20 protein-coding genes and 3 pseudogenes are annotated in these 23,121 nt (G+C 63.5%); 9 read left to right on the forward strand and 14 right to left on the reverse strand.

Going from position 1 to position 23,121, the window contains the following annotated elements; all coding sequences use genetic code 11:
• The first annotated feature begins 167 nt into the window (after positions 1 to 167).
• Together guaB and QA640_RS20285 are read left to right on the forward strand one after the other, a co-directional pair.
• Positions 168 to 1,664 carry an IMP dehydrogenase gene (gene guaB / locus QA640_RS20280; protein WP_283042353.1) on the forward strand — a complete coding sequence of 499 codons (1,497 nt, stop codon included), beginning with the start codon at positions 168 to 170 and terminating at the stop codon, positions 1,662 to 1,664.
• 251 nt (positions 1,665 to 1,915) lie between these two features.
• Positions 1,916 to 2,938, forward strand: coding sequence for an NADP-dependent oxidoreductase (locus tag QA640_RS20285; protein WP_283042354.1), 1,023 nt, complete (start codon positions 1,916 to 1,918; stop codon positions 2,936 to 2,938).
• A 364-nt stretch (positions 2,939 to 3,302) separates the two neighbouring features.
• On the opposite strand, the gene QA640_RS20290 is transcribed toward QA640_RS20285, so the two are convergent.
• The 9 genes from QA640_RS20290 to QA640_RS20330 all read right to left on the reverse strand — a co-directional run bounded on the left by QA640_RS20290 (position 3,303) and on the right by QA640_RS20330 (position 11,030).
• Positions 3,303 to 4,367: a LacI family DNA-binding transcriptional regulator gene (locus tag QA640_RS20290; RefSeq protein WP_283042355.1), complete on the reverse strand. Its 1,065-nt coding sequence runs from the start codon at positions 4,365 to 4,367 to the stop codon at positions 3,303 to 3,305.
• A gap of 13 nt (positions 4,368 to 4,380) precedes the next feature.
• The gene (locus tag QA640_RS20295) at positions 4,381 to 5,409 is read right to left on the reverse strand and encodes a succinylglutamate desuccinylase/aspartoacylase family protein (protein WP_283042356.1); all 1,029 of its coding nucleotides are present in this window, start codon (positions 5,407 to 5,409) and stop codon (positions 4,381 to 4,383) included.
• 62 nt (positions 5,410 to 5,471) lie between these two features.
• A complete protein-coding gene (locus QA640_RS20300) occupies positions 5,472 to 5,816 on the reverse strand; it encodes a RidA family protein (RefSeq protein WP_283042357.1) in 345 nt (114 codons plus the stop codon).
• Positions 5,817 to 5,876: 60 nt separating this feature from the next.
• Positions 5,877 to 6,674 (reverse strand): transporter substrate-binding domain-containing protein, encoded by a 798-nt coding sequence (locus QA640_RS20305; RefSeq protein ID WP_283042358.1) that lies wholly within the window; start codon positions 6,672 to 6,674, stop codon positions 5,877 to 5,879.
• A 47-nt stretch (positions 6,675 to 6,721) separates the two neighbouring features.
• Complete coding sequence (locus QA640_RS20310; RefSeq protein WP_283042360.1) at positions 6,722 to 7,450, reverse strand: amino acid ABC transporter ATP-binding protein; 729 nt, start codon at positions 7,448 to 7,450, stop codon at positions 6,722 to 6,724.
• Positions 7,437 to 8,087, reverse strand: coding sequence for an amino acid ABC transporter permease (locus QA640_RS20315; RefSeq protein WP_283042361.1), 651 nt, complete (start codon positions 8,085 to 8,087; stop codon positions 7,437 to 7,439). Before QA640_RS20315 ends, QA640_RS20310 begins: the two co-directional genes overlap by 14 nt.
• 10 nt (positions 8,088 to 8,097) lie before the next feature.
• Positions 8,098 to 8,757, reverse strand: a complete 660-nt coding sequence (locus tag QA640_RS20320) for an amino acid ABC transporter permease (RefSeq protein WP_283042363.1) — start codon at positions 8,755 to 8,757, stop codon at positions 8,098 to 8,100.
• 7 nt (positions 8,758 to 8,764) lie between these two features.
• The gene (locus tag QA640_RS20325; protein WP_283042364.1) at positions 8,765 to 10,060 is read right to left on the reverse strand and encodes an alanine racemase; all 1,296 of its coding nucleotides are present in this window, start codon (positions 10,058 to 10,060) and stop codon (positions 8,765 to 8,767) included.
• A gap of 124 nt (positions 10,061 to 10,184) precedes the next feature.
• A complete protein-coding gene (locus QA640_RS20330; RefSeq protein WP_283042365.1) occupies positions 10,185 to 11,030 on the reverse strand; it encodes a metallophosphoesterase in 846 nt (281 codons plus the stop codon).
• Between the two features lie 364 nt (positions 11,031 to 11,394).
• Between QA640_RS20330 and QA640_RS20335 the strand changes: the two genes are divergently transcribed.
• Positions 11,395 to 11,817, forward strand: coding sequence for an MAPEG family protein (locus tag QA640_RS20335; RefSeq protein ID WP_283042366.1), 423 nt, complete (start codon positions 11,395 to 11,397; stop codon positions 11,815 to 11,817).
• Between the two features lie 37 nt (positions 11,818 to 11,854).
• A complete protein-coding gene (locus QA640_RS20340; RefSeq protein WP_283042367.1) occupies positions 11,855 to 13,156 on the forward strand; it encodes an RsmB/NOP family class I SAM-dependent RNA methyltransferase in 1,302 nt (433 codons plus the stop codon).
• A 285-nt stretch (positions 13,157 to 13,441) separates the two neighbouring features.
• On the opposite strand, the gene QA640_RS20345 is transcribed toward QA640_RS20340, so the two are convergent.
• The gene (locus QA640_RS20345; RefSeq protein WP_349253739.1) at positions 13,442 to 13,651 is read right to left on the reverse strand and encodes a cold-shock protein; all 210 of its coding nucleotides are present in this window, start codon (positions 13,649 to 13,651) and stop codon (positions 13,442 to 13,444) included.
• A gap of 411 nt (positions 13,652 to 14,062) precedes the next feature.
• Between QA640_RS20345 and guaA the strand changes: the two genes are divergently transcribed.
• Positions 14,063 to 15,661: a glutamine-hydrolyzing GMP synthase gene (gene guaA / locus QA640_RS20355; RefSeq protein ID WP_283042370.1), complete on the forward strand. Its 1,599-nt coding sequence runs from the start codon at positions 14,063 to 14,065 to the stop codon at positions 15,659 to 15,661.
• Positions 15,662 to 15,945: 284 nt separating this feature from the next.
• Here guaA and QA640_RS48350 read toward each other — a convergent pair.
• Positions 15,946 to 16,053: pseudogene (locus tag QA640_RS48350) on the reverse strand (IS21-like element helper ATPase IstB); the annotation flags it as partial.
• Between QA640_RS48350 and istA the strand changes: the two are divergent.
• From istA to QA640_RS20370, 3 genes and pseudogenes are all read left to right on the forward strand, one after another.
• A pseudogene (gene istA, locus QA640_RS20360) lies at positions 16,047 to 17,275 on the forward strand (IS21 family transposase); the annotation flags it as partial. The pseudogenes QA640_RS48350 and istA overlap by 7 nt on opposite strands.
• A pseudogene (istB, locus tag QA640_RS20365) lies at positions 17,272 to 18,176 on the forward strand (IS21-like element helper ATPase IstB). The pseudogenes istA and istB, both read left to right, overlap by 4 nt.
• Before the next feature lie 25 nt (positions 18,177 to 18,201).
• Positions 18,202 to 18,555 (forward strand): hypothetical protein, encoded by a 354-nt coding sequence (locus QA640_RS20370; protein WP_283042371.1) that lies wholly within the window; start codon positions 18,202 to 18,204, stop codon positions 18,553 to 18,555.
• Between the two features lie 87 nt (positions 18,556 to 18,642).
• Here QA640_RS20370 and QA640_RS20375 read toward each other — a convergent pair whose 3' ends face one another.
• The 3 genes from QA640_RS20375 to QA640_RS20385 all read right to left on the reverse strand — a co-directional run bounded on the left by QA640_RS20375 (position 18,643) and on the right by QA640_RS20385 (position 21,366).
• Positions 18,643 to 18,894, reverse strand: coding sequence for a hypothetical protein (locus tag QA640_RS20375; protein ID WP_283042372.1), 252 nt, complete (start codon positions 18,892 to 18,894; stop codon positions 18,643 to 18,645).
• 468 nt (positions 18,895 to 19,362) lie between these two features.
• Positions 19,363 to 20,574, reverse strand: coding sequence for an amino acid aminotransferase (locus QA640_RS20380; RefSeq protein WP_283042374.1), 1,212 nt, complete (start codon positions 20,572 to 20,574; stop codon positions 19,363 to 19,365).
• Between the two features lie 180 nt (positions 20,575 to 20,754).
• Positions 20,755 to 21,366 (reverse strand): UbiX family flavin prenyltransferase, encoded by a 612-nt coding sequence (locus QA640_RS20385; protein ID WP_283042375.1) that lies wholly within the window; start codon positions 21,364 to 21,366, stop codon positions 20,755 to 20,757.
• Positions 21,367 to 21,606: 240 nt separating this feature from the next.
• On the opposite strand from QA640_RS20385, the gene QA640_RS20390 reads away from it, so the two are divergent.
• Positions 21,607 to 22,875, forward strand: a complete 1,269-nt coding sequence (locus QA640_RS20390) for an MFS transporter (protein ID WP_283042377.1) — start codon at positions 21,607 to 21,609, stop codon at positions 22,873 to 22,875.
• The last annotated feature ends 246 nt before the right edge of the window (positions 22,876 to 23,121 follow it).

Consider the following 23,121-nt stretch of genomic DNA (forward strand, 5'->3'; position numbering starts at 1 on the left):
CATGGCTGGCAATCGGGCCGAATTGCTTTGATTCGTCACCCGGCCGTGCTATCGACCAGCGTCAACCCCACCGATGGGCTCCGATTCGACGGTGCTGCCGCAAGGTACGCCGAGGGCGGCGCTCATCCATAAGCATTTGCGGCGCGGCCGCAGGAAGGAGTTGGCATATGGCCACGGTGCAAGGTCTTCAAGGCATCCGCGAAGCCTTTACGTTCGACGACGTGCTGTTGAAGCCGGGCCTCTCGGACGTGCTTCCATCCGAGGTCGACATCCGCTCCCGCGTCACCCGCGCCATTCCGCTCAACATCCCGATCATGGCTTCCGCCATGGACACGGTCACCGAGGCCCGCATGGCGATCGCCATGGCGCAGGCCGGCGGCCTCGGCGTCATCCACCGCAATTTCGATCCCGAGGGGCAGGCCGCCCAGGTGCGCCAGGTCAAGCGATACGAGTCGGGCATGGTGGTGAACCCGCTCACCATCAGCCCCGACGCCACGCTGGACGACGCGCTCAAGCTGATGAGTGATCACGGCATCTCCGGAATTCCCGTCGTCACCGGCGCGGGCAAGACCACGCCGGGCAAACTCGTCGGCATCCTCACCAATCGTGACGTGCGTTTTGCGACCGACCGCCGGCAAAGAGTCTCCGAGCTGATGACGCACGAAAATCTCGTCACCGTACGCGAGAACGTCAGCCAGGATGAAGCGAGGCGGATGCTGCACAAGCACCGCATCGAAAAGCTGCTCGTCGTCGACGACCAGTATCGCTGCGTCGGCCTGATCACCGTGAAGGACATGGAAAAGGCGGTCGCCCATCCGCTCGCCTGCAAGGACGCACAGGGCCGCCTGCGGGTCGCCGCCGCGACCACCGTAGGCGATACCGGCTTCGAGCGCACCGAGCGGCTGATCGACGCCGGCGTCGATCTCGTCGTCGTCGACACCGCGCACGGCCACTCCCGTCACGTGCTTCACGCCGTCAACCGCATCAAGCGTCTGTCCAACTCGGTGCAGGTCGTCGCCGGCAACGTCGCGACCGAAGACGGCGCGCAGGCGCTGATCGACGCAGGCGCCGACTGTATCAAGGTCGGCATCGGCCCAGGCTCGATCTGCACCACGCGTATCGTCGCCGGTGTCGGCGTGCCGCAGCTCACCGCGATCATGGATGCGGTGGAAGCGGCGAAGAAGGCCGACATCCCCGTCATCGCCGACGGCGGCATCAAGTTCTCCGGCGACCTTGCGAAGGCGCTCGCCGCCGGTGCCGACATCGCCATGGTCGGCTCGCTGCTGGCCGGCACCGACGAGACGCCCGGCGAAGTCTTCCTGTGGCAGGGCCGCTCCTACAAGGCCTATCGCGGCATGGGTTCGGTCGGCGCGATGGCGCGCGGATCCGCCGACCGCTACTTCCAGCAGGACATCAAGGACACGCTCAAGCTCGTGCCTGAAGGCATCGAGGGCCAGGTGCCCTACAAGGGCCCGGTCGGCAACGTGATGCACCAGCTCGCCGGGGGCCTGCGCGCCGCGATGGGCTATGTCGGCGCGCGCGACATGAACGACCTGCACGCCAAGGCGCAATTCGTCCGCATCACCGGTGCGGGCCTGCGCGAAAGCCACGTTCACGATGTGACGATAACGCGCGAATCTCCGAATTATCCGGGCGGGGCGTAAGCGCGCTCTGCTCTCGTGCCCCGGACGCAGCGCAGCGCTTCTTCAGCGGTGCGCTGCAGAGCCGGGGCCCAATTCCTACGGAAATGCTTGGCGTGGTCCCGGCTTTGCGGTGCATCGCTGACGCGCTGCGCCGTGTCCGGGACACGAGATGTGCGCGCATTCGCGACCTCGCAGTCGAGCGCTTTTGTGTTGACGCGACCTCCTTGCTCCGCTTCGCTCCCGCCGACGAAGAAATCCAGGAGGAAGCCATCATGTCCCAAGGCAAACGCATCGTTCTCGCCGCGCGTCCCGTTGGCGAGCCCAAACCGTCCGATTTCCGCATCGAGGAATTCGCGGTGCCGACGCCTGGCGCAGGCGAGGTGCTTTTGCGCACGATCTGGCTGTCGCTCGATCCCTACATGCGCGGGCGGATGAGCGAAGGTCCGTCCTATGCGGCGCCGGTGCCGATCGGCGGCGTGATGGAGGGCGAAACGGTCAGCGAGGTGATGGCCTCCAACAATGCCGATTTCGCCAAGGGCGACATCGTGCGCACGCGCGCCGGATGGCTGACGCATGCGATTTCGAACGGCAAGGGATTGATCAAGGTCGATCCGAAGCTGGCGCCGATCTCGACCTCGATCGGCGTGCTCGGCATGCCCGGCATGACGGCCTATACGGGCCTCCTCGACATCGGCAAGCCGCAAGCCGGCGAGACCGTCGTCGTCGCCGGTGCTTCGGGCGCGGTGGGCTCGGCCGTCGGCCAGATCGCCAAGATCAAGGGCGCCCGAGCGGTCGGCATCGCCGGCGGCAAGGACAAGTGCGACTACGTCGTCAAAGAGCTCGGCTTCGACGCCTGCATCGATCACCGCGATCCCGATCTCGCAGCGAAGCTGAAGGACGCGTGCCCCAAGGGCATCGACGTCTATTTCGAGAATGTCGGCGGCGCGGTGTTCGAGGCGGTCTTCCCGCAGCTCAATGCCTTCGCGCGCGTGCCGGTCTGCGGGCTGATCGCGCATTACAACGACACCGAAGCCAAGCCGCCGAAGTGGGCGGGCAGCATGATGCGCGCGATCCTGACCAAGCGGCTGACCTTCCGCGGCTTCATCGTCAGCGACTTCGCCGCTCGCCACGGCGACTTCCTGCGCGACATGTCCGGGTGGGTCCACGAGGGCAAGGTCAAGTACAAGGAGTTCGTCACAGAGGGGTTGGACAGCGCGCCCGGCGCCTTCATGGGGCTCCTGAAAGGCGCCAATTTCGGCAAGCAGCTCGTGCGGGTCGGGCCGGACAAGGCTTGATCGGCGGCTGCCAGCCCCTTGCGGGGCCGGCAATGGTTAACAAGGGGTCACATCGGCAACACCGGCCCGTAAAAGCCGCAGCCGTGACCGTCGGTTCATTTCCGTAAGCTTCTAACCTTACTGTGTCACTTACCCTCATGGTGAGGAGCGCGAAGCGCGTCTCGAACCATGAGGCCCCGCCTGTGGCCCACATCCTTCGAGACGCTTGCTTCGCAAGCTCTCAGGATGAGGAGTTAGAGCGTTTATGACGCAGTAAGGCTAAAGCGGGATGAGTTCTGGTGGAATCGGTGCGATGCCGAGGATTCACCTCCCCGCTGGGGAGAGGCGTCCCGATGCGACTGATCGCACTTAATCTCGTCACGCTTTAGACGCTGCCGCGCTCGACCAGGGCGAGTTCGACCGCGCGTCGCGGCTCGGCGCTCGGCGTGCCGGACAGGCGTGCCAGCAGGAGCTCGCCGGCGATGCGGCCGATCGCAGCCGAATCAAAGGTGATGGTTGTGAGGCCCGGCGTGATCTGGTCCGCCACGTCGTTGTCGCCGAAGCCGAGCACGGCGAGATCGCGGGGCACCGTCAGACCGCGCGACCGCGCCTCGATCAGGGCGCCGGTCGCCAGAAGATCGTTGGCGCAGAACACGGCGTCGACGCGTCCGCCGTGATCGAGCAGGGCGGTGAAAGCGGTGCGGCCGTCGACCAGGCCCGTAATCTCGCCGACGCCGATCTCGTGCACGATCTCGAGCCCGAGCGTGGCCGCTGCCGCGCGAAAACCGTCGCGGCGGAGCGCACCGCGGCCGCCGGTGCGCCCGATGAAGGCGACGCGGCGATGGCCGGCGTCCGACAGCCGCCGTGCCGCCATTGCGCCGGCGTCGGTGTTGGAGAGGCCGACCAGCATGTCGATCGGATCGCGCGGAAACGCCCAGGTCTCAATCACGGGTATGCCGAGTTCGGCGAGCGCGGAACGGTTCTCCTGAAGCTCGATCACGCCGGTGAACATCACCGCTGCCGGACGGATGCCGCGCAGCGACTGGATCATCGCGACCTCCTTGGCGTAGGAGTAGGAGGTCTGGCCGACCAGCACTTCAAAGCCTTCCGGCTCGAGCGTGGCAGCGAAGCTGCGCACCGCGAGGCCGAACTGCTGGCTCAGGATGTTGGAGACGAAGGCGACCACCACGTTCGACCGGCCCGAGCGCAGCGCGCGCGCGTGCGGATTCGACGCATATCCTGTCGCCTCGATCACTTCGAGGATGCGGTCACGCGTCTCGCGATTGACCTTCTCGGGATGGCGTAGCACCCGCGACACCGTGATTGGCGCGACCCCGGCGCGCCCAGCCACCTCCTCGATGCGCGGCGGTCGTCCACCCGCAGCGCCGCGGCCAGGCGGCGCCGGAATGCGCAGCACGTCATCGTAGGTTGGCTTTGCCGGAGCGGTCATCGAATCCCTGACCTCATTCCGATAAAACCTCCTCGCGCGTCAGGGCGCGCCCGACCTGGACCAGGCAATCGCCGCTCTGGCTGTCGGTGTGCAGGCGTTGCGAGATCACGATGCCATCCGCGGGGAAGCGCAGCACCTCTTCGGGCACTTCCGGGCGCTCGAAATCATGGTACCAGCCGGCGATGTCGCCGGCCTTGACGCGCGCACCGACCGTGACCGCCGGTTCGAACCAACCGCGCCGGGTCGCGAACACCGCTTGCGCGTGGCTCTGCAGCGCCAGCAATTCGGTGGGGCGCTCGACCGGCGCATGAGGTCCCAGCACGGGTGCCTGCACGATGCCGAGCGCGAGCAGCAACCCGTCTACGGCGCGCGCGGTGAGCGCCATCGTCTGCGGTGTGACGGTGCCCCCGCCGCCGAATTCGCCTGACAGCCCGATGGCGCCGGCGCGCGCCGCCGCCGCCATCGAGGTCGGAGCAGCGGCACCATTCTCGGCGACGAAGGCGAAGGGCATCCCCAGGCCTTCCATCAGGCGCAGCGCATGGCTGAACATCTCTGGCGGCCCCTGCCGCTCGATCAGCGCGCAAGGCAGATGCGCCATCGAGGTGCCGCCGGAATGGATGTCGAAGACGACGTCGTGGCGCGGAAACAGCTCGTGCTCGAGGAAGTGAGCCAGACGAAACGTCGGCGTGCCGCCGGCATCGCCAGGGAAGGCGCGGTTGAGATTGCCCTCGTCGAGCGGCGAGCGCCGTCGCGCCGCCATCACGGCGGGCAGGTTGGCGAAGGGCAGGATGGTGATCTCGCCCTTGATGGCGGCAAGATCGAGCCGGCGATACAGCCGCGTCAGCGTGATCTCGCCCTCATATTCGTCGCCGTGATTGCCGGCCATCAAAAGCAGCTTCGGGCCGGCGCCGTTCCTGATCCGAAAGATCGGAATCTTGAGCTGGAAGTAGGGGGAGCGGTCGATCGAGAAGGGAATGCCGAGATGGCCGGACCATTTCTGGTCGTTCTCGAAATCGATCTCGTGAAAAAGTCCGGTATGCATGGATCGCCTCAGGGCCGCGTCGTCGCCGACGCCGGCCGAAGGTTGGAAGAAGGGCGGAGGCCTTAGAGCAAGGCGACCGCAGTCATCTCGACGCGCAGATCGGGATCGGCGAGGCGGGCTTCGACGCAGGCCCGCGCCGGCGGATTGGCCGGATCGATCCAGCCGTCATAGACCGCGTTCATGGTGTCGAAATCGGTGATGTGCGGCAGGAAGACGTTGACCGCGACCAACTTGGAGCGATCGGAGCCGGCTTCCTTGAGCAGCGCATCGATCTTGGCGAGCACTTGCCGGGTTTGCGACACGATGCCTGCCTTGCGGTCATCGGCGACCTGGCCGGCGATGTGCACCATGCCGCCGGCGGCGACGGCCTGGCTCATGCGGGGGCCGACGACGTAACGTTTGATCATCTGAAGATTCTCCTCGTGAAGGTGAGCTCCCGCACAGCGCGCGGGAGCGTTTGTCTGAACTTACAGCGTCGGCAGCGACTGCTCTTCCTTGAACCATTTGAGCTGCAGTGCGCCGAGCTTGCCGTTGAGCTTGTTGGTGAAGATGTCGGTGTTGATCCAGTTGAGCAGGTTCTGCTCGCCCTGGCGCACGCCGACATGGGCCGGCGACTGGCGGATCAGGAATTTGAGCTCGACGTCCTTGGTCGGGTTCTGCTCCTGTACCTTGATCGCGATCGCGCTGTTCTCGGCAAAGGAATCGGCCTGTCCGGCGAGATAGGCGGCGATCGCCGCCGGCGTGTCCTCGAAGCGGACGAGCTTCACCTTCGGCGCGTTGTCGGTGAGCCAGACGTCGAGCGTCGTGCCCTTGGCAACGGCGACGGTGCGCCCCTCCAGATTGTCGGGCTTCTTGCCGGTCGCCGCCGGAAGCGACTTGGCGCCGTAGACGCCGAGATTCACCACCGCATAGGGCTGCGAGAACATCACCTGCTGCGCGCGCTCGGGCGTCGCGCCGAGGCCTGCGATGAGGATGTCGAGCTTGTCCGACAGCAGGCTCGGGATGCGCGCTGGGCCCGTCACCGGTACGAGCTCGAGCTTCACGCCCATGTCGGCGGCGATCAGCTTGGCGAGGTCGGCATCGAGGCCCGCGATCTCGCCCTTGTCGTCCTTGAAGCCCCAGGGCGCGGCGTCGGTGAGGATGCCGACGCGAAGCTTGCCTGCGCCGAGCACGTCCTGGAGCTTGTCGGCCTTGGCAAGGCTTGTCGCAGCGAGGACGGCAAGTGCCGCTGCGGCGACCGTGAAGAGGGACTTCCGCTTTCTCATGACTTTCTCCTGGTGGCGGCACGATGGCCTGATTGGTGGGACGACGTTCATTTCGCCGAAGCGATGAAGCCTGCGAGTTCGGGCGTCTCGGGATTGGCGAACAGCTTTGCCGGCGGACCCTGTTCCCAGACGCGGCCCTGATGCATGAAGACGATGCGGTCGGCGACGTTGCGGGCAAAGCCCATCTCGTGGGTGACGAGGATCATCGTCATGCCCTGCTTGGCCATCGCCTCCATCACCTTCAGAACCTCGCCGACGAGTTCGGGGTCGAGCGCCGAAGTCACCTCGTCGAACAGCATGAGGTGAGGCGCCATCGCAAGGCAGCGCGCGATCGCGACGCGCTGCTGCTGGCCGCCGGAGAGTTGTTCCGGCCAGGCGTCGATCTTGTCGGCAAGCCCGACGCGGGTGAGTACGTCCTCGGCAAGCGCGCGGGCCTTCGATTTGTCGATGCGGCCGGTGAGCAGCGGCGCGAGCGTGATGTTGCGCTCGACCTTCAGATGCGGAAACAGGTTGAAGGCCTGGAACACGATGCCGACGTGCTGGCGGAATTTCTTGAGATCGCGCATTTTGGTGTGGACCTTTTGCCCCTCGACGCGGATCTCGCCGGCATCGACGCTCTCCAGCGCGTTGATGCAGCGAAGCAGCGTCGACTTGCCGGAGCCGGAGCGGCCGATGATCGTGACGATCTCGCCTTCCTCGACGTCGAGCGAGACCCCCTTGAGCACGTCCACCCGGCCGAACTTCTTGTGCACGTCGCGGATTTCAACGAGAGCCATCGAGGCGGGCCTCCAGGGAGCGGGACCAGAGCGTGAGCGGCAGGCAGAGCGCGAAATAGATCGCGGCGACGAGCGCGTAGGTGAGCAGCGGCTGGAACGTCGCTGCGCTCACCACTTGTCCGGCGCGGGCGAGCTCGACGAAGCCGAGGATCGAGGCGAGCGAGGTGCCCTTGATGAGCTGCACCAGGAAGCCGACAGTCGGCGGTAGCGACAGCCGCAGCGCCTGCGGCGCGATGATGTGGCGGAATTGCTGCCAGAGCGACAGGCCGAGGCAACTCCCGGCCTCCCATTGCGCCTGCTTCACCGCCTCGAGCCCGCCGCGCCAGATCTCGCCGAGGAAGGCGGCGGTGTAGAGCGTATAGGCGATGGTGACGGCGATGATCGCGGGCATTTGGATGCCGAGAAAGACCGGCATGCCGAAATAGAAGAAGAACAGGAGGCCGAGCAGCGGCACGCTCTGGATGACCTGGATGATTGCCGCCATCGTCCAGCGCATCCCGGCAAAGCGGCTGATGCGGCCCATGGCAAGCCCGAGCGCCAGCGGCGCGCCGAAGACGAGCGCGAGCACGACGAGGACGACGGTCCAGCGCAGGGCCGCGAACAGCGAGACGAGGTCGATGAGGGAGAAGGATCGCATCGCCTCTTCCTCAGCGCCGTCGCGGCCAGCGGAAGGCAGCTGCGCCAAGGACCGCGAACAGCGCCTTGAACGACATCGCCATTGCGAAGTAGACGACGCAGATCACCGCGTAGACCTCGAAGCTGCGATAGGTCCGGCTCTCGATGAAGCCTGCGACGTGAAACAGCTCATCGGCGGCGACTTGCGATGCGAGGGAAGTGCCGAGCAAGAGCAGGACGAACTGGCTGGTCACCGCCGGATAGGCATTGCGCAGTGCCGGCGGCAGTACGATGTGGCGAAACACCTGCCAGTCGGAAAGCCCGAGGCACTGCCCGGCCTCGACCTGGCTCCGCGGAATGGAATCGAGGCCCGAGCGGATGATCTCGACCGAATAAGCGCCAAAATAGAGCGACAGCGCCGCCGCTGCCGCCTCAAACGCCGGTAGCTTCAGGCCGAAAGTCGGCAGCACGAAAAAAACGATGAAGATCTGGATCAGCGACGGCGTGTTGCGGAACAGCTCGATGTAGCCGCGCACCAGCCAGCGCAGCGGCGTGACGCGTCCCTTCAGCGCGACGGCGCCGGCAATGCCGATCAACAGCCCGACCAGCGCCGATATCACGGTCAATTCGAGCGTGACGAAGGCACCGTCGATCAACTGGTTCTGATAGCGCCAGAGCGGGAGGAAGTTCATGCGCTGCTCAGCCGAACTGCGTGGTGAGCGCACGTGTGACCGTGCCGTCGGCATCGAGGCCATAGATCACGCGCCAGCGGTCGAGACAGGTGCAGGGATGCGAGATGCCAAAGGCGATGATGTCGCCGACGGCGAGCGGGCTGTCCTCAGGCAGGCCGACGAAGGCTTGCTGGTCGTTGAGCCGCGTGACGGTGAGCGTCTTGGCGAGGTCGCGTTGCTCTACGCCATCGCGAAGGACGCGCAAGGGCACTGGAAGGCCCTGATCGAACGAGGCGTCGCGCATGCCGAAGCCGCAGATCGCAAGCCTCGCCTCGGGGCGCGACAGCACCTCGGCCCAGAGCGTGAGGGCAGGGCGAAAGCTTTGGGCTGCGCAGCGGCGCACGCCATCGATGACGAGACCGCCGCGCCGGTCGACCTCCGCGAAGGCACGCGCATAGATGCCATGATCGGCGAAGAACAGCGCGCCGGAGCGCAAGACGACGCGCGTGTTGCCGTCGCGCCGCGCGACCGGTACGAGCGCGGCTGCGACGACATCGAAATAAGCCGAGCCGCCGGCGCTGAGGATCAGCGGGCGGCCGGCGGCGGCGCTGCGCACGAGCGTAAAGGCCTCGATCGTGCGCTCCATCAGTTTCGCGATGGCGAACGCGGTCTCTTCGGTGTCCGGCGTGGCGACAGCGCCTTCGTAGGTGGCAACGCCGCCGAGCGAGAGGCCCTTCGAGGCGAGCACCGCCGCGATGACGGCCTCGATCGCCGCGCGATCGCGCGCGCCGGCGCGCCCCGCGCCGAGCTCGACCAGCACGGAAATGTCGCCGCGGCCCGACAGGTGCGCGGCTTCGGCAAGCGAGGCGACTGCTGCCGGCGAGTCCGCGAAGGCATGAAATTCCACATCAGGATAGGCGCTCAGCAACGCGCCGAGCCGCCGCCCGGCAGCAAGGCCGCCGATCTCGTTTGCCAAGAGCAGGCGTCGTTCGCCATGGGCGAGCAGCACGGCGGCTTGCTGGATGTTGGCGACCGTCGTGCCCCAGGCGCCGGCCTCGCGCAGCGAGAGGGCGAGCTCCGGCGACATCGGCGTCTTGGCGTGCGGTGCAACGGCAACGCCGGCACCACTGCACCAGCGCAGGAAGAGGTCGCGGTTGGCCCCAAAGGCGGCCTCATCCAGGGTGAGGGCGGGGAGCGCGAGGTCGCCACGGGCGGGCTGCCAGCGCTGGCTGCCGATCTCCGCTGTGGCGAGGCCGTCGACCAGGGGGATGCCCCTCGTGGTCGCAGACAGGCGCCGGGCGCCCCACCGGGAAGACGACTGCATGGTCACTCCGTGTCGCGGCGTTTAATCGCCGCGGACAACGATATGACGGAAATGACAACGTTGTCATCAGGAGTTTCTAACTATTTCTGGTTCTATTGTGGGCATAGAGGTACCAAAGTATTGCCTAAGGATGAGGCTGGTCCATCTGCGCCAGCAATTCCTCGATGTCGACATCGACCTGTCCGGCCGCCCTGACGTGGCGGACCTCAAAGCCGTCGGGCTGGAAGCGGTATTCGACGAGTCCGGTTTCCTTGGTCCCGATCCGCACCTGGCGCTTGTCATTGATCGTGAAGCCCGCCGAGGGCGCCCAGACGTGCCTTGTGTGACGAAAGGTGAAATCGCGCCGCTGATGGACGTGCCCGCTCGCAATGAGGCGGAGATCGAGGTGTGAAAACATCTCGATCAAGCGCTGTCGCGCCGGCTGCGGCACATAGCGGATGGAGGTGTCCACGGTCTCGGGGTCGTCGGGCAGGTTCAGGAACAGCGGCTTGTGCACAAACAGCGCGATCGGCTTGTGCCTCGCGCGCGCCAGTTCGGACGCCAGCCAGTCGAATTGCTCGGCCTCGAACGCAAGACCCGAATTCATCACCAGCGAGTTGAGGCCGATAAAGCACCAGCCGGCCGCATCGAACCGCCAATGGTCGTGGCCGAAGACTGCGCAGAATTGCCGGCGGTGAGCTTCATCCACCGGTGGCGATGGCGCTGGCCCGACCGCGGTCGGATTGTCGCCGATGTCGTGATTGCCCGGCAGGTACCGGCACGGCACGGACAGGGCGTCGTGCAAACCCTTGGAAAATTCGACATCATCGCGGCTGGTCGGACCGTCGAAGGACACATCGCCGGTGTTGACGACGAGATCAGGCCTTGCGGCGTCGATGTGCTCGGCGACACGATGGAAGTTCGCGATCAGGCCGGGGAAGCGGCGGCCGAGATGGGTGTCGGAGATCTGCGTGAGGCGGAACTCGGTCATACCCCTTGTTAGGCCTGACAAGCGTCGGGACCATGACGGTCACAGCAAGCGGAAGCGGATCGCGAACGCGTCCTGCGGTGCGCTCGCGATCGGCGAGGCGACACGGTGGGCGAGGTGGCCGCCGCGACGCCTGGAAGCGCTGACGTCGGGATGCCGAGCCCGCCATCGGCGGAATCACCGAACAGGGAGCTCAAAACAGAGGCGCGACAGCGTCTCGCTGGTCGCGCAGGAGGAGAAGCGAAAATCGCTTTAACTATCGATAGTTGATCGCAGATGTGGGAACGGCGGGTCAAGTCGTTGATTGTCAGGGCCAGCGGCGGCGGCTAAGGACGGTCTCGCCCTCCGCCAAGCGGGAACGATTCCGATGTCCGTTCAAATGGTTTTGCTGCCGGTCTTCATTCAGGTCGCGCTGACATTCGCGCTCCTGATCTGGATGGCGCTGGCGCGGCGGCAGACACTGGTCTCCGGCGAGACCAAAATCCGCGACATTGCGCTCGGCGAGCCGAACTGGCCGAAGCGCGCCACACAGATCGCCAATTGCTTTGCCAACCAGTTCGAACTGCCGGTGCTGTTCTATGTGCTGATCGCACTGGCGCTGCCGCTCCGCCATGCCGATCTCTTCATCGTGCTGATGTCCTGGGTGTTCGTGGTGATGCGGTTCGCCCATGCCGGCGTCTTCGTCTCTTCGAACGATCTGGGCCAGCGCTCGACCGTCTGGCTTGCCGGCGTCTTGGTGCTGCTCGCGATGTGGATCTACTTCGCGCTGAAGATTTTGTTGCTGATCTGATGCTTTCAGCATCGGATTTCATTCTGAAAGATTGGAAATGACCCCTGCTGCCCGGCTGTCCGCGGCCATCGAACTGATCGACACCATCGAGAAAGACCGCGTGCCCGCGGCGAAAGCGCTGAAGGAGTGGGGCACTGCGCATCGCTTCGCCGGCTCCGGCGACCGCGCCGCGATCGCCGGCCTCGTCTGGGACGTGCTGCGTCGCTACGCCTCCAGCGCCTGGCTAATGGATTCGGACACCGCGCGGGCGCGCCTGCTCGGTATGCTGCGCCTGGAGCGCAACATGGACACGCCGACCATGGCCGCGCTGTTCGACGGCGGCCGCTATGCGCCTGCGCCGCTGACCGAGGCCGAGCAGGCCGCGCTCGCCTCACGCTCCCTCAAGGACGCGCCGGCTTCGGTTGCCGGCGATTATCCCGAATGGCTCGATCCGTACCTTGCCAAAGTGTTCGGCGAGATCCGCGCGGCCGAAGCTGCCGCAATGGCGAGCCGCGCGCCGCTCGATCTGCGCGTCAATACGCTCAGAGGCAATCGCGACAAGGTGCTGCGTTCGCTCGCTCATCTCGGCGCAAAGCCGACGCCATGGTCGCCGAACGGCCTGCGCATCGAGCTTGGCGCCGACGCGCGCAATCCCGGCGTCCAGGCCGAGGAGGATTTCATCAAGGGCGCCATTGAAGTCCAGGATGAAGGCTCGCAGCTTGCGGCGCTGTTCACGGCCGCAAAACCCGGCGAGCAGGTGATCGATCTCTGCGCCGGCGCCGGTGGCAAGACGCTGGCGCTGGCGGCCCTCATGCAGGGCAAAGGACGCCTGATCGCGACCGATCGCGACAAGCGCCAGCTCGCGCCGATCCATGAGCGGCTGTCGCGCGCGGGCGTCCACAATGCGGAAATCCGCTCGCCCAAGGGCGAGGCCGACCCGCTCGCTGACATCCACAGCACCGCGGACCTCGTCGTGATCGACGCCCCCTGCACGGGAACCGGTACCTGGCGCCGCAACCCCGACGCCAAATGGCGCATGCGCCCGGGCGCCCTGGAGATACGGCTGAAGGACCAGGCCGAGGTGCTCGAGCGCGCCGTGCCGCTGGTGAAGGCGGGCGGCCGCATCGCCTATATCACCTGCTCGGTGCTGTCGGAGGAGAACGGCGAGCAGGTGAGGGCGTTCGTGGCGCGCCATCCGGAATTCTCAGTCGTGCCGCGTGAGCAGACCGCGAGCGTGCTCTGGGACAAGGCGGACGCCTTTGCAGAGGCCGCGCTGCAATCCGACGAAGGCTGGCTAATGACGCCGCGCCGCACAGGGACGGATGGGTTCTTCGTCTCGGTGCTGAAGAAGGCATCGTAACCACGCTCCGTCACTCCAGGCCGGCCGTAGCGGCGAACCGCGATCCACAATCACAACCGTCATCGCCCGCGGAAGCGATCCAGCATTCCAGAGGCAGTGATGGGATACGGAACGGCCGCTGTGTACTGGATTGCCGCTTCCGCGGGGAATGACAGCGGTGAGTGAGGCAATACTGTCCTGCGCAAAACAAAGGCCCCGCACACCGAAGCTCGGTGGCGGGGCTTGATAGCTTGTGCTCTGCCAGTACGTCCGTGGTCAGAGCGCCCTTGCGCGTCGCGCGGCGGACTAGCCGGCGCGGATGTTGTCGGCGGAAGATTTGCCGCTGCGGCGGTCTGCAACGATGTCGAACGACACCTTCTGACCTTCGTTGAGGGTGCTCAGACCAGCGCGCTCAACCGCGCTGATGTGAACGAAGACGTCCTTGTTGCCGTCGTCCGGCTGGATGAAGCCGAAGCCCTTTTGATTGTTGAACCACTTCACGGTGCCCATTGCCATAGTCTCGTCCTTTCATTGACGATGTTCGCACGTGGACCGACACGCATATGTTTTGCGCACGACGGCCCGATTGGTCGATTTTGGGGAAATCTCTGAAACGTGCGCGCCCGTCAAAAACGAGGCGAAGCGGCCCAGTAGTTCGGCCAAGTATCGATGCTACAACATATAGCGGAATAATGGGGCTACTTCAAGGCGCCGCGCGCGACTCGGGACGTCAAGCCGGTTTTCTATCTTGCGCTGCATCTGGCGCACTTCAGCGCAGCTCGGCGTCGTCGGGTGGATACGGCGCAAGTGAGCCTTTGCTCACCTACGGCCGACGCGGCCATCTCCTGCCGAAACCGGCCCAAAAATCCGGCGGGAAAGCCGGTTTCCGGCATTGCGGGGGCGTGCCCGCTCGCGTATCTGCTTGCCATGACAGCAGCACAGCACGACCGCTCCCCGTCGTCGCCCCATGTGGCCTCGGCGCACGACAAGATTCTCATCGTCGACTTCGGCAGCCAGGTGACGCAGCTCATTGCGCGTCGTGTGCGCGAGGACGGCGTCTATTGCGAGATCGTCCCGTTCAACAAGGCCGAAGAGGCCTTCAAGGAGATGAAGCCGAAAGCGGTGATTCTCTCCGGCGGACCGGAGTCGGTGCACGAAGAGGGCTCGCCCCGCGCCCCGCAATTGATCTTCGCCTCCGGCGTGCCGGTGATGGGCATCTGCTACGGCCAGATGACCATGGCGGCCCAGCTCGGCGGCGAGGTCGAGGGCGGTCATCATCGCGAGTTCGGCCGCGCCGATGTGGAGGTGAAGGCCGACAGCAAGCTGTTCGAGGACACCTGGAAGCTTGGCGGCAAGCATCAGGTCTGGATGAGCCATGGCGACCGCATTACCAAGATGCCGCCAGGCTTCACCGTCGCAGGCACTTCGCCGAACGCGCCGTTCGCGATCATCCAGGATGAGAGGCGCAAGTACTATGGGTTGATGTTCCACCCCGAGGTGGTGCACACGCCCGATGGCGCAAAACTGATCCGCAACTTCGTGCGCAAGATCGCAGGCCTTAGCGGCGACTGGACCATGCGCGCCTTCCGCGAGGAGGCGATCCAGAAGATCCGCAGCCAGGTCGGCAAGGGCAGGGTGATCTGCGGCCTCTCCGGCGGCGTCGATTCAGCGGTGGCCGCGGTGCTGATCCACGAGGCGATCGGCGACCAGCTCACCTGCGTGTTCGTCGATCATGGGCTGCTTCGTCTCAACGAGGCCGAGACGGTGGTCGACCTGTTCCGCCACCACTACAACATCCCGCTCGTGCACGTGGATGCATCCAAGCAGTTTTTGGGCGAGCTCGAAGGGGTCACCGACCCGGAAGTGAAGCGCAAGACCATCGGCCGTCTCTTCATCGACGTGTTCGACGCGGAGGCGAAGAAGATCGGCGGCGCCGATTTCCTCGCGCAAGGCACGCTCTACCCCGACGTGATCGAGAGCGTTTCCTTCACCGGTGGCCCCTCGGTGACGATCAAGTCGCATCACAATGTCGGCGGTCTGCCCGAGCGCATGAACATGAAGCTCGTCGAGCCCCTGCGCGAGCTCTTCAAGGACGAGGTGCGCGAGCTCGGCCGCGAGCTCGGCCTCCCCGAAATCTTCGTCGGCCGTCACCCGTTCCCGGGCCCCGGCCTCGCCATCCGCTGCCCCGGCGACATCACCAAGGACAAGCTCGACATCCTGCGCAAGGCGGATGCCGTCTACATCGACCAGATCCGAAAGCACGGCCTCTACGACGAGATCTGGCAGGCTTTTGCCGTGCTGCTCCCGGTGAAGACCGTCGGCGTCATGGGCGACGGCCGCACCTATGACTACGTCGTGGGCCTGCGCGCCGTGACATCAACCGACGGCATGACCGCGGACTTCTACCAGTTCGACATGAAGTTTCTGGGGGAGACGGCGACGCGCATCATCAACGAGGTGAAGGGCGTGAACCGGGTGGTGTACGACGTGACGAGCAAGCCGCCCGGAACGATTGAGTGGGAATAATTCGGGCCCGTCCGGGACCATCCCCCTCTATCCAAATGCACGAATTAACAGGCTGATTTTACGACTGAACTCGTCGTCTACGTTCGACATCTATCGATACGCAGAAATCTGGACAGACGGAGCCCCTGACGGCGTCACCGTCCATTGAAACCAGCGATCCTGATCGATACCGTCACGCGCGATGCTGCGCCTGACGGTATTTTTCTTTGTCTAAGTGTCTGTAAAACAAGGAAACCTCCGGCTGTTCGCGGCTCAAAAATGGCCGACGGTATTTGCCCGGAGTGTCAATCGGCTTGCAAATTTGCCCCCTCATCGGCGTCCAATTTTGACCCCTTCGCGCGGCGGGGTTTACTGGTAGCGCTCGTCTCGTCGGAGCTGGCCGGGACGCACGCTGGAGCGGCGCCTCAATGCCTGGCGGGCGCTCAACGGCCCCGAACAGGACGTGATCTTCCGCCAGGAGCACGAGCCCGGCCGCCTGGGTCTGTCCGACTTCACCGACGTGAGCGCGCTCGGCATTACCATCGCGGGTGAGCCGCTCGATCACCGGCTCTATCACTTCCGGTTGGCCTTCTCCGGCTTCGAGCATGCCCATGTCGTGCTCGGCGGTGAAAGCTTCGTCGCCCTGGCCGAGGGCTTGCAGAACGCGCTGTGGGCGCTCGGCGGCGTGCCGCGAGAGCATCGCAGCGACAGCCTGTCGGCCGCGTTCCGCAATCTGGCGACCGACGCGCGGGAGGATCTGACACAGCGCTACGCCGCGCTGATGGGCCACTATGGCATGGCGCCAACGCGCAACAACGCGGGCATCGCACACGAGAATGGCTCGATCGAGAGTGCGCATGGCCATCTCAAACGAGCGCTGGAGGATGCGCTGTTGCTGCGGGGCACGCGCGACTTCGCCAGTCTCGATGCCTGGCGGGCTTTTGTCGACGAGATTGTCGGCCGGCGCAATGCCAACCTCGTCAAGCGGATCGCGCTCGAGAAGGAAGCACTGGGGCCGCTGCCGAAAGGCCGCACGACCGACTTCGAGGAGAAGGTGATCCCGGTGACATCGTCAGGTGGCTTCATTTCGAGACGCGTGTTCTACACCGTGCCTTCAAGATTGATTGGCCATCGCCTGCGTGTGCGCACCTTCGACGACCGGCTCGAATGCTTCCTCGGCGTCACGCCGATCGTGACGCCGCGGCGCGGTCGGCCTGTGTCGGAGAGCCAGGGCGGGCATGTCGTCGATTACCGGCGCGTCATCCACGCCCTGCGGCGCAAGCCGATGGCTCTCGTCAGCCTCGTCTATCGCGACCAGCTCTTCCCGCGTCCGGCCTACAAACGCCTGTTCGAGACTTTGCGGGAACACGGTGACGATCGGCGCGCCTGCAAGGTGACGGCCGAGCTTCTGGCGCTGGCCCACGAGCGCGCCTGCGAACCGAGCTCGCCGAGGCGGTCGCGATCGATCTCGATGCCGGACGGCTACCCGATCTTGCGGCATTGCGCGATCGCTTCCGGCCCGAGGCGACCTCGATCCCGAGTGTCGCCGTCAAGCTGGCATCGCTCGACGTCTACGATGAGCTGGCTTCCGTCAGCATCGTATCGGGCCGCTCGAACCTGGGAGAGGCAGCATGACCAGCATGGCGACCTCCATCGATACCGCCCGCGTCGAGCTGCTGCTCAGTGAGCTGCGCCTGCCGGGCGTCAAGGATGGCCTGCCGCCCGCTTCCTCGCGGCCCTTGCCGAGCACGAGGCAGCCGATCGCACCCGCCGTCGGATCGAGCGACACATGGCGGAAGCGCGTTTGCCTGCCGGCAAGACGCTCGCCACGTTCGACTTCGAGAGCGTGCCGATGTTATCGAAGGCACAGGCGATGGCGCTTGCCGCGGGCGACGTTTGGTTGAAGACGGGCGCCAATCTGCTGTTGTTTGGCCCGCCCGGCGGAGGCAAGACTCATCTCGGCGCAGCGATCGGTCTGGCTCTCGTCGAAAACGGTTGGCGCGTTCTCTTCGCACGCACGACTGATCTAGTACAGCGGCTACAAGTGGCTAGGCGCGAGCTGGCGTTGGAGTCCGCGATCGCCAAACTCGATCGTTACGACCTCCTGATCCTCGACGACATCACATATGTGAGCAAGGATCAGGCGGAGACCAGCGTATTGTTCGAGCTGATCGCTGCCCGCTATGAGCGCCGCTCGCTGCTGATCACGGCCAATCAGCCGTTCGGCGAGTGGGGGCGTATCTTCCCAGATCAGGCAATGACGCTCGCGGCCGTCGATCGCCTGGTGCACCACGCCACGATCCTCGAGATGAACGTCGAGAGCTATCGTCGACAAGTTGCCCTCGATCGCAAGCGCGGTCCAGGCCGGCCGCCCGTCCACACCACTCCGAACGAACTCGATAATGGTTGACGCTGGCAATCCTGCGTGATTGTCGCGCAGCGTCAATCAAGGCTTGCCAAAACCGCCGCGAGCGTCAATCATCCTCTGACTCGGCCGCCTCGTCTCATCTTGATTGACGCGCCGCTCTCATCCTGATTGTCGCGCTATAGCATGGGCCGTGATGAATTATCTTGGCGAGGCCGGATATCTGGCACTGGCCCGAAAGGTATTGGAGATCAAACAGCGATACATCGCGGGGATCGAGGCGATTGGCGGCTTTCATTTTCTCGGAGAGCAGCCGCTCGGGGTGATCGCCTACTCTCACGAGGAGTACGACCTGTTGGACGTCGCAGATCGGATGAGCATGCGCGGCTGGTACATGAGTCGCGTGCAGTTGCCGGCCGGCCTTCAGCACACCATCACGCCGATCCACGAAGTATCACTTGAGGACTATCTTGCGGACTTGCGGCGGTGCCTCGTTGGGCCTGATCTTCCGAACAGTGAGCGTGCCGCTCGCGTGGTCACGACTTACTGAGGACTGAAGCGTTCTCTGTTGCTCGTCAGAATACACTGGATGGAGGGGGACGATGATCAAGCGGGAGTTTCCCGTTGTCTGGACCGGTCAAAGTAGCGGTGCCAGCGCCGCAGCCGGCGCTGCGGGAGTTTTCGTTTTTGTCGACTTTTCACTGTCTTGGCGGGTCATCCGGTTCAAGATCGTGCCCAACTCGCCATAGAGCGTGGCGTTCATCTCGCCGCGCTCGGGACCAGGTTCCAGAACTATCCGGTCGATCAGATTGCGCAGAGCTTCTGTGGCCTCCGTCCGGTCTTCCGGCCGGTTCAGTGCCGTCCGACCTTCTTGGCATAAATCTTCCAAGCGCTCTCGGGTAGCCTTGCTCGCGAACAACTAAAGCAAGCCGGCCTCGATGAGCCGAGCAAAATCAACCCGCGTTCGATGCGCTCGATTAGCGCTCCTTCATTGAAACCGTGATTGGTCATTTGTCGCTTTGTCGCCAATGGTCAAACTGGTCCGGTGATCTTCGCTCGACTTGGCCAAGCAGGCGATGGCCGGTTACCGGACCAATCCGAGAATTGCGGAAGATTACCTTGGTAGGATTTATGCAAGGCCGGGCGGTTGCCGCGCTACTTGGCAATTTTTGTCGAACGATTTTCGCGGCCGGATCGGACAGACGGAACTTTGAAAAGGAGGCACGCGCTAGAGAGATTCGTCGCCTTTTTCTGGAATCGGGTAAGACGAATGAACGGGCCCACCATTTCTTTGAGACTGTCGGCTTCGAGATTTGCTCAGTCGTCGCGCGGATGTCAAGCCGCTAGAGAGTCGAAGTCAGGCGATCGAAGATTGTGCGATCGTTGTGAAGCACCCCGCCACCTTCCTGATATTGTCAGGCGTAAGGCCGGCAACACACATCCGTCCTGAACCGACAAGATAGATACCTTCCTCTCGCAACCGAGCGACCTGTGCCGTGGAATACCCGGTGAAGCTGAACATGCCGTGCTGTTGCAGAAGGAACGCTGTATCCACTGCATTTGAGAGCGTTTGGATCTCTGCTGCGAGCAGACGCCTCATCGTGAGCATGCGTTCACGCATATGGCGTACCTCATTCGACCATAGCGAGAAAAGATCCGGCTCGCCGAGAACGGTCGTTACCAGGGCGCTTGCGGTGATCGGTGGCGTTGAGTAGCTGCGCCGCACCGCTTGCTTTAGCTGACCGAGAGCGCGTTCCGCTTCGTCGTTGTCGCGGCAGACGACCGTCAAGCCGCCGCAACGTTCCCCATAGAGCGCTAGGTTCTTGGAGAAGGAATTTACGATGAGACAGCCGCCGTCAACGGAGCGTTCGGCGAAGCGCCGCACGAAACCGGCATCGTCATCGAAACCGGAGCCAAATCCTTGGTAGGCCATGTCGAAGACCACTAGGTGTCGTTTCGCAAGGAGCAGCTTCGTGAGGAGCGCCTCCTGACGCTGGTCCAGGTCGAGGCCGGTCGGATTGTGGCAAATGGGCTGTATGACGACGATCGAGCCTTCGCTCGCGTGCTCCAGGGTATGGGTCATTCCGTCAAAATCAAGAGAGCGGGTCTGCGGGTCCCAGTACGGGTAAGTCGCTGTTCCAAAGCCCGAGCGCTGAAACAGCCCGTGGTGGTTCTCCCAGCTTGGATCGCTGATGTAGACGCGTCGGTTTGGGCAATGCTTGGCGAGGAAATCTGCTGCCAGACTGATGCCGCCCGTGCCTCCCAGGGTCTGCACGGTTACGACACGGCCCTCAACGACAGCAGGATGCCGATCTCCCAAGACCAAGCGACAAACGAGGTCGCGGTAGAGCGGATGTCCTTCCATCGGGAGATAGCCGCGCGCCTGCTCACCAAAGCGCTGGCTCGCGATCCGCACAGACGGCAGGAGGGGGATTCTGCCTTCCTCATCGACGTAGATGCCAATCCCAAGGTTGACCTTATCCAACCGCGGGTCGTCCCGATAGAGATCGTTGAGTAACAGGATGGGATCTCCCGCGTAGGGCTCGATGACCCCAAACAAGCTGTTCATATGATCGTTCCGAATTCGAGTGCGGAGGGGGTATTAAAGTTGGCAGCTACGACACGCCCCGTTGAAGCGCGCATCGACCGCTTGTTGCCGGGTTGAGAGCCTCGTTTCCGAGAATACACACGATGCGAGCCGTTAAAATTTGCAAGACGTGTAGCTTGACGCCGATGTGCCGAGAAATCTTTATCTCCGTTCAATTGCGTCTTGCCGGCGAACCGAACCGCCTTCGTCATCGGTCCACCTACGGACGACGCCCACATCGATGTCGTAGAGATCGAGGACACGGCCAATGGTATGGTCAACCATATCTTCGAGAGTCTGCGGTCTGGCATAGAATGCCGGAACCGGCGGATAGATGACCGCACCCATCTCGGACAGTGTCGTCATCGTTCTCAGGTGGCCGGTATGCAATGGCGTTTCGCGCACCATGAGCACCAAGCGTCGTCTTTCCTTTAAGACCACGTCGGCTGCACGCGTCAGCAGAGACGACGTGACGCCCGTAGCAATTTCCGACATCGAACGAATGGAGCAGGGAGCGACGATCATTCCGTTCGTTCTGAATGATCCGCTTGAAATCGCTGCACCAATGTCGTCGGCCTTGTACCACCTGTCGGCCAATGATCGCACATCGGCAACCTTGACAGGTCCCTCGTGAGCCATGGCTATTTCTGCGGCCTTGGAAATCACGAGATAGGTTTCCACTGGAGCTTGCCGCAATACGCTCAGTAGTCGCACGCCATAAGCAATGCCTGAAGCGCCGGAAATCCCAACAACTAGACGGGGTAAATCAACCATTCAGCAACTCCACAATTTACCCCCATGCTCGATTGGAGATCACAAGTCAAGCGAATGGCTGCTGTCATTGTAGAAATCGATCGACACATTCAACTGCATTGGAGCGTCACAGCGGCCGCGAGTTCCATTCGAGTGAATTGTTGATCAACCCGCAGTCGGTCGTGACGAGCTATCGTCATATTTGACCTCTATCATAAGTTGCACTATGACCTCAAGGCTTTGAGGCGTGGAGCTGCTTGCATGACAACCTCGGACTCGGCCGCTGAAACTCCTCCGACGCTGATGTCTACACGTGCCATCGTCGTTGCCGTTGTCGCCGCGACGATAATCTCGTTGAGCATGGGGCTCCGTCAAAGTCTAAGTCTGTTTCTTCCCCCCATGGAGGCCGATCTCGGCGTTTCCGCGTCTGCCTTCGGATTTGCGATTGCACTCCAAAGCCTGGTGTGGGGCATCAGCCAACCTTTCATCGGAATTCTGGGCGATCGCTTTGGCGCTCGCCCTGTTCTTGTAGGCTGTGCGATCATCTATGCCGCTGGGCTCTTGCTTATGGCTACAGCATCCCCGACTGCCGCGCTGGACCTCGGAGCTGGAGTTTTGGTCGGGCTTGGCGTTTCTGGAACCAGCTTCGGCGTCCTGCTTGGCACCGTATCCCGAATTGCCCCGCCTCAATGGCGAAGCCAGATCGTAGGGCTCGTTTCCGCCGGCGGCTCTCTTGGTACACTCGCGCTTGCGCCATTCGGGCAGATTTTGATTTCAGGGCACGGCTGGCGTGCCGCCCTGATTGCCTTTGCAATTGTCGCGCTTCTTACCGGTGTTATTTCATTCGCGATCGGACGCGACCGCGATGCTCCGTCGGTATCAGCTGCGCAGCCTGACTTCGGGTCACTTCGAACAACGCTGTCCAGCGCCGCGCATCATCGCGGATTCATCGTAATGACTGTCGCCTTCTTTGCCTGCGGCTTCCAGCTCCTGTTCATCGCCACCCATTTGCCCCAATTTCTCCAGCTCTGTGGGATCGCTCCAGCGGTGAGTGCGAGCGCCCTCGGATTGATCGGGCTTGGCAATGCCATCGGCTCCTACATTGGCGGTCTACTCGGTGCTCGTTTTAGTCAGAAGCGCCTACTGGCTCTGGTGTATCTACTGCGCACGCTCACGATCGTCGTCTACCTCGCACTACCTATTAGCGATGTGGCGACGTTGGTATTTGGATTCGTTATGGGGCTGCTCTGGTTCAGCGTCACGCCGTTGGTAAGCGGGCTTATTGGACGCATGTTTGGACTGCAGCACTTCAACACGCTCTTCGGCTTTACGTTCTTGAGTCACCAACTGGGCTCGTTTGCTGGCGCGTGGCTGGGCGGGATGAGTTTCGATTTCACTGGCTCTTACACTGTAGCCTGGAGCGCTGTGGTCATCGTCGGCTTGGGCGCGGCTGTATTGCAATGGCTAGGCGATGACAGTCCGGCGCCCGTCACCGCCATGCCCGCAACACGCGTAGCAGCGTCAGCGTGATTGTTCTTCGAGCATCGTTGAGAAATGCAACGATACAACTAAAAAGAGTCTTTTTATAATTGACGACTTTTACGATTTTTGATTTGGTGCCCGCGCTCGATGTCGGTATCGCTGCATTATCGAGCGGTTGGTGGTGTGGCGCGCAAATCTGAGGCGGGGACATGGACGCTCGGTCGCGAGTTACGATTCTTTGTGGATCGGAGCGCTCGGACGGCAATACCGAGCAAATCTCTCGGTATTCAGCGG

It is taken from the genome of Bradyrhizobium sp. CB82 (assembly GCF_029714405.1).
Classification (GTDB): Bacteria; Pseudomonadota; Alphaproteobacteria; order Rhizobiales; family Xanthobacteraceae; genus Bradyrhizobium.

Bases quoted from the DNA above. Each gene is read 5' to 3' on its own strand.
- QA640_RS20370 (WP_283042371.1), top strand. From the start codon at position 18,202: ATGAATTATCTTGGCGAGGCCGGATATCTGGCACTGGCCCGAAAGGTA.
- QA640_RS20380 (WP_283042374.1), bottom strand. From the start codon at position 20,574: ATGAACAGCTTGTTTGGGGTCATCGAGCCCTACGCGGGAGATCCCATC.
- QA640_RS20390 (WP_283042377.1), top strand. From the start codon at position 21,607: ATGACAACCTCGGACTCGGCCGCTGAAACTCCTCCGACGCTGATGTCT.
- QA640_RS20285 (WP_283042354.1), top strand. From the start codon at position 1,916: ATGTCCCAAGGCAAACGCATCGTTCTCGCCGCGCGTCCCGTTGGCGAG.
- QA640_RS20310 (WP_283042360.1), bottom strand. From the start codon at position 7,450: ATGGCTCTCGTTGAAATCCGCGACGTGCACAAGAAGTTCGGCCGGGTG.
- guaA (WP_283042370.1), top strand. From the start codon at position 14,063: ATGACAGCAGCACAGCACGACCGCTCCCCGTCGTCGCCCCATGTGGCC.
- QA640_RS20295 (WP_283042356.1), bottom strand. From the start codon at position 5,409: ATGCATACCGGACTTTTTCACGAGATCGATTTCGAGAACGACCAGAAA.
- QA640_RS20330 (WP_283042365.1), bottom strand. From the start codon at position 11,030: ATGACCGAGTTCCGCCTCACGCAGATCTCCGACACCCATCTCGGCCGC.
- QA640_RS20305 (WP_283042358.1), bottom strand. From the start codon at position 6,674: ATGAGAAAGCGGAAGTCCCTCTTCACGGTCGCCGCAGCGGCACTTGCC.
- QA640_RS20385 (WP_283042375.1), bottom strand. From the start codon at position 21,366: ATGGTTGATTTACCCCGTCTAGTTGTTGGGATTTCCGGCGCTTCAGGC.
- QA640_RS20290 (WP_283042355.1), bottom strand. From the start codon at position 4,367: ATGACCGCTCCGGCAAAGCCAACCTACGATGACGTGCTGCGCATTCCG.
- QA640_RS20300 (WP_283042357.1), bottom strand. From the start codon at position 5,816: ATGATCAAACGTTACGTCGTCGGCCCCCGCATGAGCCAGGCCGTCGCC.
- QA640_RS20325 (WP_283042364.1), bottom strand. From the start codon at position 10,060: ATGCAGTCGTCTTCCCGGTGGGGCGCCCGGCGCCTGTCTGCGACCACG.
- guaB (WP_283042353.1), top strand. From the start codon at position 168: ATGGCCACGGTGCAAGGTCTTCAAGGCATCCGCGAAGCCTTTACGTTC.
- QA640_RS20345 (WP_349253739.1), bottom strand. From the start codon at position 13,651: ATGGCAATGGGCACCGTGAAGTGGTTCAACAATCAAAAGGGCTTCGGC.
- QA640_RS20315 (WP_283042361.1), bottom strand. From the start codon at position 8,087: ATGCGATCCTTCTCCCTCATCGACCTCGTCTCGCTGTTCGCGGCCCTG.
- QA640_RS20320 (WP_283042363.1), bottom strand. From the start codon at position 8,757: ATGAACTTCCTCCCGCTCTGGCGCTATCAGAACCAGTTGATCGACGGT.
- QA640_RS20335 (WP_283042366.1), top strand. From the start codon at position 11,395: ATGTCCGTTCAAATGGTTTTGCTGCCGGTCTTCATTCAGGTCGCGCTG.
- QA640_RS20340 (WP_283042367.1), top strand. From the start codon at position 11,855: ATGACCCCTGCTGCCCGGCTGTCCGCGGCCATCGAACTGATCGACACC.